General features: G+C 63.7%; 16 protein-coding genes. 7 read left to right on the top strand and 9 right to left on the bottom strand.

The window, feature by feature from the left end; genetic code table 11:
• Positions 1–106: 106 nt before the first annotated feature.
• From AB5T46_RS12840 to AB5T46_RS12805, 8 genes are all read right to left on the bottom strand, one after another.
• Positions 107–361 (bottom strand): GNAT family N-acetyltransferase, encoded by a 255-nt coding sequence (locus AB5T46_RS12840; protein ID WP_370564383.1) that lies wholly within the window; start codon positions 359–361, stop codon positions 107–109.
• 120 nt (positions 362–481) lie between these two features.
• A complete protein-coding gene (locus tag AB5T46_RS12835; protein ID WP_370564382.1) occupies positions 482–1234 on the bottom strand; it encodes a hypothetical protein in 753 nt (250 codons plus the stop codon).
• A 675-nt stretch (positions 1235–1909) separates the two neighbouring features.
• On the bottom strand, positions 1910–2575 hold the full coding sequence (locus AB5T46_RS12830; RefSeq protein ID WP_370564381.1) for an isochorismatase family protein: 666 nt from the start codon (positions 2573–2575) through the stop codon (positions 1910–1912).
• Positions 2576–2756: 181 nt separating this feature from the next.
• A complete protein-coding gene (locus AB5T46_RS12825) occupies positions 2757–3035 on the bottom strand; it encodes a hypothetical protein (RefSeq protein ID WP_370564379.1) in 279 nt (92 codons plus the stop codon).
• A gap of 566 nt (positions 3036–3601) precedes the next feature.
• On the bottom strand, positions 3602–3982 hold the full coding sequence (locus tag AB5T46_RS12820) for a nuclear transport factor 2 family protein (protein WP_370564378.1): 381 nt from the start codon (positions 3980–3982) through the stop codon (positions 3602–3604).
• A 139-nt stretch (positions 3983–4121) separates the two neighbouring features.
• Entirely contained in the window at positions 4122–5282 is a 1161-nt protein-coding gene (locus AB5T46_RS12815) for an IS30 family transposase (protein ID WP_370564377.1), read from the bottom strand.
• A 117-nt stretch (positions 5283–5399) separates the two neighbouring features.
• Entirely contained in the window at positions 5400–5651 is a 252-nt protein-coding gene (locus AB5T46_RS12810; protein ID WP_370564376.1) for a hypothetical protein, read from the bottom strand.
• Between the two features lie 250 nt (positions 5652–5901).
• Complete coding sequence (locus tag AB5T46_RS12805; RefSeq protein ID WP_370564375.1) at positions 5902–7242, bottom strand: vanadium-dependent haloperoxidase; 1341 nt, start codon at positions 7240–7242, stop codon at positions 5902–5904.
• Between the two features lie 122 nt (positions 7243–7364).
• Between AB5T46_RS12805 and AB5T46_RS12800 the strand changes: the two genes are divergently transcribed.
• Entirely contained in the window at positions 7365–9311 is a 1947-nt protein-coding gene (locus AB5T46_RS12800) for a tetratricopeptide repeat protein (RefSeq protein ID WP_370564374.1), read from the top strand.
• A gap of 160 nt (positions 9312–9471) precedes the next feature.
• Here the strand turns inward: AB5T46_RS12800 and AB5T46_RS12795 are convergent, their stop codons facing one another.
• Positions 9472–10311, bottom strand: coding sequence for a LysR family transcriptional regulator (locus AB5T46_RS12795; RefSeq protein ID WP_370564373.1), 840 nt, complete (start codon positions 10309–10311; stop codon positions 9472–9474).
• 108 nt (positions 10312–10419) lie between these two features.
• On the opposite strand from AB5T46_RS12795, the gene AB5T46_RS12790 reads away from it, so the two are divergent.
• The 6 genes from AB5T46_RS12790 to AB5T46_RS12765 all read left to right on the top strand — a co-directional run bounded on the left by AB5T46_RS12790 (position 10420) and on the right by AB5T46_RS12765 (position 12512).
• Positions 10420–10914, top strand: coding sequence for a lipocalin-like domain-containing protein (locus AB5T46_RS12790; protein ID WP_370564372.1), 495 nt, complete (start codon positions 10420–10422; stop codon positions 10912–10914).
• Positions 10915–10950: 36 nt separating this feature from the next.
• The gene (locus AB5T46_RS12785) at positions 10951–11295 is read left to right on the top strand and encodes a 5-carboxymethyl-2-hydroxymuconate Delta-isomerase (RefSeq protein WP_370564371.1); all 345 of its coding nucleotides are present in this window, start codon (positions 10951–10953) and stop codon (positions 11293–11295) included.
• Positions 11296–11319: 24 nt separating this feature from the next.
• Positions 11320–11463, top strand: coding sequence for a hypothetical protein (locus AB5T46_RS12780; protein WP_370564370.1), 144 nt, complete (start codon positions 11320–11322; stop codon positions 11461–11463).
• Entirely contained in the window at positions 11442–11804 is a 363-nt protein-coding gene (locus tag AB5T46_RS12775) for a transposase (RefSeq protein WP_370564369.1), read from the top strand. Before AB5T46_RS12780 ends, AB5T46_RS12775 begins: the two co-directional genes overlap by 22 nt.
• 2 nt (positions 11805–11806) lie before the next feature.
• On the top strand, positions 11807–12043 hold the full coding sequence (locus AB5T46_RS12770) for a hypothetical protein (RefSeq protein WP_370564368.1): 237 nt from the start codon (positions 11807–11809) through the stop codon (positions 12041–12043).
• Between the two features lie 187 nt (positions 12044–12230).
• Positions 12231–12512 (top strand): hypothetical protein, encoded by a 282-nt coding sequence (locus AB5T46_RS12765; protein ID WP_370564367.1) that lies wholly within the window; start codon positions 12231–12233, stop codon positions 12510–12512.
• The last annotated feature ends 47 nt before the right edge of the window (positions 12513–12559 follow it).

Raw genomic sequence — 12559 nt, 5'->3', positions numbered from 1 at the left:
CTATGCAACTATTGCCGGGCCCGATACCCTCCCCCGCTCAGATCGCGGGGCTCCGCGCTCCCTGGTCCGCTCTTATCCTGCAGCGAGAATGAACCTGGGACCTTTTTTATCCCCGCGATTTGCGGAGCGGCGACGTCCCCACTTGAATGGTGCCCAACAACTCGAATCCGTGCTGTTCATAGAGACGAATGTTCTTTGGGTTGCTGGATTCAAGATAGGCCATCGCGTGATCGCGATCGCATGCGTTGACGGCGTGTTTCATCAATGCTGCGCCGTACCCCTTGCCCTGTTGGGACGGGTCGATCCCGATGAACGGCAAATACCAATGCGCGGGCACGACGATGCCCGCGTCCAGCCGCATCCCGCCTACCGGCGACTGGCTTCATCCGGCAAGTGAATCCGACCAGCGTGCGTAGGGCGGACTCAGGCCCGCCTTACGAATTCCACGATATCCGCCGAATCAACAGCAGCCCGCCTTGAGCTACAGGAACGGGACCAGAGGAACATCATCCGGAAGCGGCCCGGGCAGGTCGATATCCGGCAGCGCATTGTCGAGGGTCGGCAACGGCGCCACCACCCATTCCACGCCCGGCGGCATCCAGGATTGCTCCGTGGCCCGCTCCCACAAGCGTTGCGCCTGCGTCCCGAGCTCCAGGCCGGGCCCGAACGGCGTGAATGCGAGCACACCGTTGTCTCTTACGTACTGTTCGCCGGTAGAGAGCAGGATGTCGGGCACGTCACCCGGATCCAGCTCGCCAACCGTGATCAGGGACTGGTCGATCCCCTCCTGGCTCAACACGTCGTTGATGTCGGGCGTACCCGCGATCACCAGAAGATCCTGCACGGGCAAGTCGTACAGCCCCGAATCGACATAGGCCGCGGGATGGGTTTCGAAGGCGAACCGGCGAAACGCCTCCGGATCGTTCTCGAGTTCGGCGAATCCCTCGGGATCGTTGATCCGCTTGTCCTCGATGGCCTGCTGCAGCGCCAGCAGCGTGTTGTCGCGCCACGCCAGGCCTTCGGCCGAAAGATCCCTGTCGTCCAGCGAGCTGAACCGATCGGCGTACTTCTGGCCGTATTCGAGGTAGTAGTCGGGCGGTTGCACGCCCGGATTATGGGCGGCGAAGTCGTCGTACCGCTGCTGGTAGTAATCGGGCGTCCCCGGCTCCACCGGCGCAGGCGGAGCACTGGTCGTCGGAATGTAGGGAGTGTGCCGGATCCCATCGATGAACATGGCCAGTCTCCGTGATGCCGACCGCAGCATACCCGGCCGTGCTGCGCGTGGAATCTAGGGATATCCCTAGATTCGCCATAACCCGGAATCTTCCGATGGCGCAGGCGCACGCTTCCCCCGACGCTGGGCCTCCACTCCCACCGGTCGCCCGGCATGGCCCGCCAACCCCGTTTCGACCTGGCCGGCGCTCCGCAGCACGTCGTGCGATGCCCGCCTCCAGCCGCATCCCGCCTACCGGCGACTGGGCCCGGACGCTGGGACGCGCCGCACGGCCTACCGGCCCCTCGTCGAAGCTGGCCTGCCGCTCGGCGAGGCCGAAGCCCTCGCCCTCCACACCCGCCAGCAGAAGCCCTTGGGGTTCCGACAAGTTCAAACGCCAGATCGAAGCGCTGACACGGCGCTCGACGGAGCCCAGGCCCCGCGGTCGCTCGCCGCGGTCAGCGGATAAATGAACCTGACCCCTTTTTTAGACCCAAGTGCGTGTGCGCTTCCGCAATGCCGGCGCGGACGCTCTGAGCGACTACGAACTACTTGAGATGGCGCTGTTTCGCGCGTTGCCCCGGCGCGACGTCAAGCCTCTCGCCAAGGCTCTGGTGGTGACGGGAGAACTGCATCGCATGAGCTCCTCAGCGATCGACCAGGGATGTTTGAACGTGTCTTCGCCCCTGCCGCGCTTCACCGCTCCGCCCTGTCGGCCACCATGCCCTCGAAATAGATCGCAGCCTGACCCTGGACGCCGGCATGCTGCTTTGCGATCTCGTTGACGGCGGCCGCCTTGTCCTCGTTCGCCCAGTCGCGCAGCAGTTCGAGCATCAGGATCTGCCAGGTGATCGGCTGCGCCCCCGCCTGGATCATCCGCTGCAGCGCCATCGCGTGCGCCGTCTCGTTGGCGTCGCCGCAGGCGTCCGCGACCACATAGGCGTCGAAGCCGTCCTCCATAGCGGAGAGCACGGGAAGAGCGATGCAGTTGCCAGTCCAAAGCCCCGCGAAGAGAATCTTCTGGCGGCCGGTCTTCTCGATTTCAGCGACGACCCGCTCGTCCTCCCAAGGGTTGTTGCCGGTCCGATTGATCGCCTCGCGTCCATCGAAGACCTCGCGAAGCTGCGGCAGGAAGGGGCCGTCGAACCGCTCTTCCAACACGGACGTAAGGATGGTCGGCACGCCGAAAGCCTTGGCGGTCTTCGCCACGCCGATCGCATTGTTGATCAGCAGCTGCGGGTCCATCGACCGTACCGTCGAGAAGGGCACGGGCTGATAGTCGATCATCATCAGGCAGCAATTCTCGGGCGTTAGAAGGCTCTTGGCCGGTCCGCCGATTCTTCCATTGTTCAACTCGGTCATTTGATTTCTCCTTGGCTTGAACTCGGTGCGCCGCCGACCATCTTAAGTGGCGGCGCGGTCGGTGTTCACCGCGAAGTCGCGGTGGAACGATTGCTCCACCTGCGTGCCGACCGCGAATGACTTCGCCTGGTCGTACATCTGAACGGCGGGCGACATTGATCCCATGAGCGCAACATGCTCCTCACCCAGGCGCGTCAATAAGCGACGGTGAATCTTGCTCGATGGTGCTTGGGGCGCTCCGCCTCATCGAGCAGGGCGACCGCGAGATCGCCGCGCCCAGATGGACCAGACTGGCGCCGAGAACCGACCACGCCAATAGTGCAAAAGGTGTAAGGCCCGCTTCAGCGGCGAGCTTGGCGAGATTCGCCGACAAACCGATCATCGTTCCTGCAACAAGCAGGCACACGAGAGACACGAAAAGGCGTTGTCGGCCGGCTCCCGGCCAGATGTGGGAGGTCATGCGCCTCCTCCTCCTTCGTATAGGGAGGCAACTTTAATATCTTATGTCTAAATATAGTGATGCAAGCGTGATTGCGAAAAATCTTAGCGCTAAGTGAAATTCTCAAGCGAAGGTGTCAGGGACAATTTCCTTGAAACCGGCCGGCGGATAGATGCTCGGCACAAGGTCGGAAACTGCCCCTGACACATTTTCCAAACACTTTTTCCGCAGAAGCGGGTCGACTGATTTCACTCCGTCCCTATTGCTCGCAACCAGCAGCTCACGCACGGCGTCCGCCCCGTCATGGATCGCGTGCCCCAGCAGAGGCAGGGTGTGGTGAGCCAGCTCGGCAGCGTGGCTGGCCGCCACGACATCGTCCGGCAACACAAAGCAGACCCCTCAGCAGAACAACCAACTATTCCAATATGCTTGCTCACATGGCACATCGAATCTGGCAACCGACACGCTTGATATGCCGCGAGCGTATACCACGTCGCAGGCTGTGCCGATCTTTGGAACTTCGCAGTGAAACTGTCGCGCTCTACGACCTTGGCGCACAGCCAACGGGAGCGCAAATAACATGCTCCCTATCCCTTCACGTATCCCAGACATTCAACGATCTTTCCACCCCGAACGCGCATGATGTTTACCCCTCGAACCCGGTCCGTCTCGTTCTCGCCCCAGCGAAGATTCCAGCGGATGATCCCGCGGTCCTCGCTGGCCCAAATCTCCTCTGCTTCGAAGACAAGATTCGCAGAGGATGCGATGCCCTTCCAGAAATCGAGGCATGCCTCACGACCATCGTATCGCGCGCCGTCCGGGGCTGGCGCCGTATTTTCGAGAACGCAGCCTTCGCCAATTAGATCGTCGAGGTCATCGGGGCGGTGCGTCTCAAACGCGTTATGGAAACGTTCAATGATTTCGCGGGTAACTTCGATTTCTCGGGTAACTTCGCTGCTGGTGTTCATCCTCTCACCTCATTGAGTTGGGCGAATTTCTTCGGCTTCCTATCGTGACGACGAATGAGCCTCCCGGAAATCGACATCGGTCTTGAACTATTTTTCATTGCTGGGCGCAGATCGCGAATGACCGCTTCCGATCTTGGATTCAACCGATCGACGCAACGACTTGCCGATATCGCTCGGCTGGCGTCTCGTAGCCTAGCGTCTTCCGGGGTCGTTCGTTCAACTTCCGCGCCACCTCATCGAGTTCGGCCTGGGACACGTTGGACAGGCTGACGCCCTTGGGGAAGTACTGCCTCAGCAGCCCGTTCGTGTTTTCGTTGGAGCCGCGCTGCCACGGATGGTGTGGATCACAGAAGTAGACCTGGATGTCGGTGGCCAAAGTGAAGCGGCGGTGTGCTGCCATCTCCTTGCCCCGGTCCCAAGTCAGCGACTGATACAGCTGTTTCGGGAGACGGCGTGCATTCTTGATCAAGGCGTTGACCACCGTCTCGGTGTCTTTGCCATCAACCTTCACCAGCATCACGTAACGCGTGTATCGCTCCACCAAGGTGGCTATCTGGCTGTTCCGATCTCCGAACAGCAGGTCCCCTTCCCAGTGACCCGGAACTGCCCGATCCTCGGCTGAAGCGGGGCGCTCGCTGATCGAGATCGTGTCCTTGATCCTGCCGTGGTCGGGTGTCTTCTGCGTGTGGTGGCGCGAGCGGCGCATGCCTCGGGTTCGCCGCAGGTGTGCCAGAAGCTCTTGCTTCAGGGCCCCGCGGGATTGGATGTAGAGCGTGCGGTAGATCGTCTCGTGGGACACCTGACGGCTCGTGTCGTCGGGATAGGTGCGCTGGAGCCAGCCGGCTACCTGCTGCGGTGACCATTGCTGCTGCAGCTTGCTGGCTACTTGCCGTGCCAAGGCCCGGTGCAGGATCAGCTTACAGGGCTTGTGTCGGCGCGCCCGATCCCAAGCAGCTTGGTCGGCCTGGCTGGCCCGGTAGCCTTGGCGGCCTTCATTGCGTCCAAGCTCACGGCTGATTGTCGACGGGGCCCGGCCCAAGGACGCGGCGATCGTACGCATCGACTTCCCCGCGGCCATGCCACGGGAGATCTCTTCCCGTACGGCCAGGCTCAACACGCGCACCGAGCGTCGTCGTTGAGACGGACGGATGCCACCGGACTCAGCCAGGATCCTTCGAACCGAGGTATGCCGCCGATCAAACAGCGCTGCGATCTGGTGCAGGGACTCGCCCCGCTGCCAGCGATCCCACATCAGGCCCTTCTGGCCGTCGGTGTAGTAGATCCTCTTCCTGTACTTCATCTGCAACACTCCCGCTGCTCGTGGCAGTCTTCAGTGTGTTGCATCGATCAATTGAACCCGCGTTCGTCAGCGGAACATCGCCTCATAGTCCATCGACAGCTGCCCGCCGTGCGCGTGTCATGGCACTTCGCATGACCAGACCGAGGACGCAAGCCACCGCGCCGCCCAGGACAGGTGGTAATACACCTCTTCCACCGGTACCCCGCCTTGCGCAGTGCATTGGGCGACGGCATCGGCGCGCGCATCCTCCAGCGCGATGCCAGGGTCGTGGCTCACGCCGTGACCGCTGACATGCACCACGGCGGCCATCGCCGAGCCGATGGGCAATAGGAGCGCAAAAACAGTGGTGATGATGGAGTGCTTTTTCATTGTCCCTCTCCCGAGAGTGATCCGAACGGATTCATTACGAATCAAACGCGAAGGCGGTTGTGAAATTCAGGTAAGCGAACTGTAAAAAGCGATTCATCGCCTAGAGTCGGCGCGATCTGCGCTGCATTCCGTCGCCCCTGTTGGCGAGAAGGAGGACTACGTTGTTAGGGCCGCTGAGGCAGAAGCGGATCGAGAGTCGCGCGATCCGCTCGGGTGCCGTGCTACATCCGAGATCTGCCGCCATGCGTTTCTATCTCAGCGGCCGCAGATAGTGATTGAAGACGAAACGGCTGACTTTCTCGGCCTGGCGTAGACCCTGCACGCACGATGAGCGGAAATGAATACCGCCATACACGCGCGCATCCACCGACTCGATGGCGGCCTGGGACAGCGTCGCGTAGCTGCGGGTCAGGGTCTCCGGTGGCAGCGGCGGCGGCCGCGGGATCGTGACCGTGAGGGCGTAGGGCACATTGTCGGTGCCGAAGTAGCGGCGCAGGATCCCGGTGCTGCTGCCGGTATTTGCCGTCAGGCCGCAGGTGTATTCGGGGTATGGCGGCGTGGGCAGATACGGCAACCACGCCGGATCGGACCAGGTAAACCGGTTGCCGTCGCTGGCCCAGCGGATCGCGGTGAGCGGGCGCCAGAAGTTGTACCGGTACTTGGTTTCGAAGGCGGCGATCGCCGCGTCGGCATTGGCGATGTTCAACAGCGCGAACAAGCGTGCATGCTGCCAGCTGTCGAGGCCACGGTTTGCGACGATCGTCCGGGCAACAGCATTGCCGTTGGCGCCGCCGCCTGGCCAGAACCGCGCGATGCGGCTGCGCTCGGAATCCGGCGCCGCCGCGCGCACGCTGGCTGCGCCGAGAGCTTGCACCTCAAGGTAGTTGAGCGCGTAGACGAGTCCGCGCAGGTTGAACAGCGGCGAAGGCGCCGCGCGGAACTGCGACGGGCTGTTCATCGCGAACGGCCTGACCTGGCCCCAGCCACCGAACAGGGGCGCGGTCAGATCCGGTTGCGTCGGCTGATGGACCCCCGGCCCAGGGGCTAGCGTATAGGGCAGGTGCGGCGTCGCCGATCCGTCGCCCGTCCGCTGCGAGATGATCGCCGCAGCCGCCTCCTGTCCGGCCGCGACGCCCTGGCTCTTGGCCGGGCCATCGGCGATCCCTGCCAGCGCCGCAGCGTAGACGGCCTGCACCCGGGCGCGCGAGGCCGCCTTCAAGGAAGTTTCGGGCGGACGGCTCAGCTCGCTCATCAACACTCCGTGCGCGGCGGCGGCGATGGCGGCGTCGGGCGAGGCGTTGTGGTTGGCCGGCGGCACCACGCTGTAGGTCCGGTAGCGGGGGTCGATGGCGTTCAGCGCGTCGTGGATCGCAATGTGGGTCATCGCGCCCAGGCGAGTCCACTGGGGCGGCGCGCCGGCCGCGGGCGCGACCTGTTCGAAGATGGTGTTCCAGTCGACCACCGCATTGGCGCCGGCAGGGCCTGCGGCGAACAGGCCCAGGCAGGCGGCCAACAACCCGGAACGAAGGTGGCGGCGCCGGCTGCGCGCACCGCGGGCATTATCGACTGGGGCGCGGCGAGGAAGGTGCATGATGATCTCCTTGAGAAGAGAAAGGTGGACGGCAATGCCATTGCCGCGCCGGAACGTTCCGCCTTCGTGGCCGATAAGTCTTGCTTTATCCGATGAGAAAACATGAGAATTCCTGAAAGCGCATGACTGCTCCCGTCCATCGCCACTACAGAATCGCCGGCTACCGCCTCGATGCGATGACCCGGGAGCTGTTCGCTCCCGACGGTGCAGCCGTCGCGCTGACGCCCAAGGCGATCGACGTGCTGTTGCAGCTGATCGAGCATCGCGGTCAGATCCTCGGCAAGGATGCGTTGCTGGCATCGGTCTGGCCCGGCCGGGTGGTCGAAGAGAACAACCTTACCCAGTTGATCTCGGCACTGAGAAGGGCGTTCGGCACTGGCGCCGGCGACCATCGCTACATCGTCACGGTGCCTGGGCGCGGCTATTGCTTCGTGGCGACGGTGGAAGACGAGGCGCTGCCTGTGCCGGCGGCAGCCGCCCCGCCGGGCGCCGATACCGGCACTACGACGCAGACATCGGCCGATCGGGGAGCGCCGACGCCTGCAGCGCCCACGCGATGGCGCTGGCTGATCCGCGGCGCGCTGGCCGTCGTCCTGTTTGCGGCCACGCTGGCGGCGGGCATAGCCTGGCGCGGGCAGATGCAGGGACCGGTGGTCGCGACGAACGCAGCGACCGCCACGATGACCCTGGCGGTACTGCCATTCCGCGCCATCGGCCGGGAAGGCGACGGTCGGGATGAGATGCTCGAACTCGGCATGGCGGAAACATTGATCGCCCGGCTGAGCCGCGCGACCTCGATGCGCGTCCTGTCGCTGAATTCGGTGCAGCGCTTCACCGGCGCCAAGGTCGATCCGCTCCGGGCGGGTAGAACGCTTGGTGCCGATTTCGTTGTCGAAGGCTCGACCCAGCAACGCGGAAACTCGATCCGTGTCAATGCGCGACTGCTGTCGCTCGCCGACGGCCGGACGGTGTGGGCCGGCACCTTCGACCAAGCTCCCGAGCGGGTGTTCACGCTGCAGGATGTGCTGGCCGAAGCCGTCATCTCCGCCCTATCGCTGGAGGATACGGCCAGCGCACGCCACAGCAGTCCCTGCGACGGCAGCGACGCGCGAGCCTATCGCGCCTACCTACGCGGCCGCTACCTGATTTTCCGCCCGGACCCGAGGCGCTTGACCGAAGCGCTTGCCGCGTTCCGGCAAGCGACCGATCGCGATCCCGCCTGCGCCCGTGCTTGGGCGGGCGCCGCCTTCGCCTATCGCGCGCTGGTCATCACAGGGGAACGCGATCCGCGTGCGATGTTCCCGCTCGCCAAGCAGGCAGTCACGCAAGCGTTGGCGATCGATCCGGACTCCGCCGAAGCCTATTCTTCCAGGGGCTTCATCGAATTCTGGTACGACTGGGACTGGGCACGCGCGGAGGCCTCGCTCCGGCACGCCGTGTCGTTGGATCCCAATCTGGCCGAGGCGCATTTCGCCCTCGCCCATTTGCTCAACAATATCGGCCGCGCGGACGAAGCGGCCAGCCAGGCGCGCTACGCCGCGCTGCTCGACCCGCTATCGCCTCTGGTCAACACCCTGGTGTCGGTTTTCGTCGGCAATGCCGGTCATGTCGACGAGGCCCGCCAGCGGCTGGAGAAAGTGCTGCAACTGGAACCGGATTTCTGGATCGCGATGGTCATCCGCGCCGGCACCGCACTGGGACGCGGCGACCACGCCCAGGCGATCACCGACCTGCGCCGGGCGCGTGAGTTGTCCGGAGACAGCTCGATCGTCCTGTCCTACCTTGCCCGGGCGCATGTCCAGGCAGGCGATCGCGGTGCGGCCGAGCAGGTGCTTGCCGATCTCGAGCGGCGCGCACGCACCGGCTATGTTCCTGCGAGCAGCCTGGCGGCGGTCTACAGCGCATTGGGGGACCGAGAGCGAGCGCTGGACATGCTGGAACGCGCATATGCCGAACGTGACGTCCACATGAGCTTCCTGTTGGTGGACGTACGCTGGCTCACCCTGCATCAGGAGCCCCGCTTCCGCGCGTTGATTCGACGCATGCATCTCGAGGACGAGGAATATTGATCGCCTGTGAAGGGCTTGAACTCCGCCGTGAACCGCTGACGCTTCTGCATCGAACACCTCCGTGCAAGGATTGTCCTCGCTTTGTGGTGTCCGAGAAATCAGGGGTAGCCCAACCTGACCCTGTTCTTGATCGCCTCACCCCCATGACTCTGACGTTCGCTCACCGAAATGCCAGCGCGAGCACACGAAGCGCTTCACGCGATCGACGGTCACTGAGTGCGGTGTAGAGCATCACATCCTGCGGGGGGATCGGCGGCAAGGACAGGCTTTCGCCGATATCGACCGTGCCGGATGGTGCGGCGCGTTGCGCCAACACTGCCACGGCCAATCCCCCGGCCGCAGCGGCGCCGAGGATCGCGGCACCTTTGCCAACGAAAACCTCACTCCATTCGATTCCGGCCTTGTCGAGCGCACGAATCGCCACCGCTCTGATGCGACACGACTCGCCTTGCGTTGCCAACGGCAGGGGTTGGTTGGCATGGGGCTCCCAGCCGACGGCCGCGAACCAGGAAAAAGCCTCGACGAAAGCGGCCCTGCCCTGCTTGCGGCGGTCCTCCGGACGCAGCGCCAGCACCGCATCGAGCTCACCCTGTTCGTAGGCCTGCATCAGCTCGCGCGTGCCGGCCACGCGCATCTCGACCAGCAAGCCCGGATCATGGTCCCGCATCCGCCGCAACAGCGACGGCAATTCGCCGCCGACCAGCAAATGACTGATGCCGATCGCCAGCCGGCGCCGCTCGACCTCGAACGCGGCGACCGCGCGGTCATGGGTCGAAACCAGTTCGCGTGCTATCCCGAGAAACGCCAGCCCTTCGGCGGACAGGCGCACATGCCGAGGCGTGCGCTCCAGCAGGCGCCGGCCCAGCTGGTCTTCCAGCCGGCGCAGCTTGAGGCTGACCGCGGACTGGGTGGTTCCCAGCACGTCGGCCGCGCGGGTGAAGCTTTGCAGGTCGGCGGCCAGCACGAAGGCCTTGACCGCATCGACATCCATCGCCTTCATTCGGAAAGATTCGGATCTGAAATGACAGATATATCTATAAATGCATTTTCCTGATCATGCAAGCGATCTAGACTGGGCTCCGATCCCCGTTGCCAAAGGAGCCCTACGATGAAACGCATGAGCGGTGTGATGCTCGCGATGCTGGCCGGGCTGGCCACGCGCGGCATGCCTGAACCGGCCCATGAATTCCCGCTGCACGGTACCTGGACCTTGGTGGCCGCGGACAAGATCCTGCCCGGTGGCGCACTGGCACGAGACTATGGCAAGCAGCCCAAGGGCAGACTGATCGTCGACACCCAAGGCCGATACTCGTTGCAGATACTCAAATCCGAACGCCTGCGTTTCGCCACCGGTAGCAAGGCTGACGGCAGCACCGATGAATTCAAGTCCGCAGTGATGGGCAGCAGCACCCATTACGGCACCGTAACGATCGATGAAAAGGCGGGACGGCTTGTCTTTTCGATCGAGGGCTCATCCTTCCCCAATTGGGAAGGCACCGTGCAACGACGCCAGTACAAGCTGGAAGGCAGGGAACTGAGCTACCAGGTACCGCCACGGGCGGACGGCAGCATCCCGATTTCGGTCTGGCGACGACTCGATTGAATCGCCCTTCCCCAAGATCGGGAGACGAGAGACAACATGCCGCACTTCGTGGTTGATTGCTCGCAGGGAATACTGCGACAGCGCAGCGAGGAAGAGATCCTTGCACGATTGCATCACGCCGTGAACTCCACGGGATTGTTCGATGAGCCTGATATCAAGGTCCGGGGCAATCCTTTCCTGGTCTACGCCGTTGGCGGGGGGAAGGAAGACTTCATCCACGAGTTCTCGTACATCATGCAGGGACGAACCATCGAGCAGCGCGCAAATCTCTCGAAGAGGATAGTCAGCGAACTGGTTGACATGTTCCCGACTACCCATCGAATCGCTACGAACGTCGCGGAGTTCGAGAAAGCGACCTATCTCAATCGAGAAATGTTGTAGACACGACGGTTGAGTTGCGAGCGCATGATGCAGCGGCTCGGGCGGAACTACGTTGCCCTGTTCAATGCCCGGCACGGGCGCACCGGCACGCTGTGGGAAGGCCGCTACAAGGCCTGCCTGGTCGACCGCGAGGACTACGTCCTGCGATGCATCGCTACATCGAGTTGAACCCGGTCCGTGCACGGATGGTCGAAAACCCCGCGGCCTACCGCTGGTCCAGCTGCCCCGCCTATCTGGGACAGCGACCCACCTCGGGACTCGGCGAACATGACGCGTGGCAGGCGCTCGGCACCACGCAGGCCGAACGCCGGAGCCACTGGCGCGCCCTCCTCGACGAAGCGTTGCCCACGGACCAACTGGCCGAGATCCGCGCCTACCTGCAACAGCAACGGGCGCTGGGCAGGGACGACTTCAAGGCCATGGTCGAAGCCAAGACGCGACGCTTCGCCGCCGTCCGCCCCGCACACCGACCGCACCGACCGCCCGCACCCCAGGACACCTCACCATAAAAGTGAACCTGACCCTGTTCTTGACCCTGTTCTTGGCATGGCCCGCCAACCCCGCTTCGACCTGGCCGGCGCTCCGCAGCACGTCGTGCGATGCCCGCCTCCAGCCGCATCCCGCCTACCGGCGACTGGGCCCGGACGCCGGGACGCGCCGCACGGCCTACCGGCCCCTCGCCGAAGCCGGCCTGCCGCTCGGCGAGGCCGAAGCCCTCGCCCTCCACACCCGCCAGCAGAAGCCCTGAGGCTCCGACAGGTTCAGGGGACGGATTAATCACCTCCGTTCCCTCTAGCTCGTCTCCACACAGAACGTTAACCGCGTTCCGCTAGTCTGCGACGCCATCGCATGAGGTCACCGCGCATCGTGCAGCGATCGAGGCCGCAAAGACCCCATGAGCGATCGATCACTACCATCAACCAAGGAGAGTCACCATGGGGAAGCTGCATGCCATCGCATTCGCCGGATGCCTGTTGAGCGTGAGTCCGTTGGCGTTTGCTGAAATCGTCAACCTGACCAACAGTGCGGACGGCGCCGACCGGGAGGCCGGTACCGCCGCCGTGAAGGAAAAGCTGGAGGAAGCCTGCACGGAGCGCGGCGGCACGCCCGATGCCGATTCGTTCGAAGTCGTGTTCGACAGGACCAGCGAAAACCCGGATGTCCCCAAACCCTATTACGTGGACGCCAAGATGAAATGCGACCTGCCGGAAGGTTGACGAAGCCCCGCCTCGCCGGCCGAGTACGACAAGATGGCGATGGTGCC

Origin of the sequence: Luteimonas salinilitoris (genome assembly GCF_041300785.1) — a bacterium.
In the GTDB taxonomy this organism is placed as follows: Bacteria; Pseudomonadota; Gammaproteobacteria; order Xanthomonadales; family Xanthomonadaceae; genus Luteimonas; species Luteimonas salinilitoris.
This window is presented reverse-complemented; position numbering and strand designations above follow the sequence as displayed.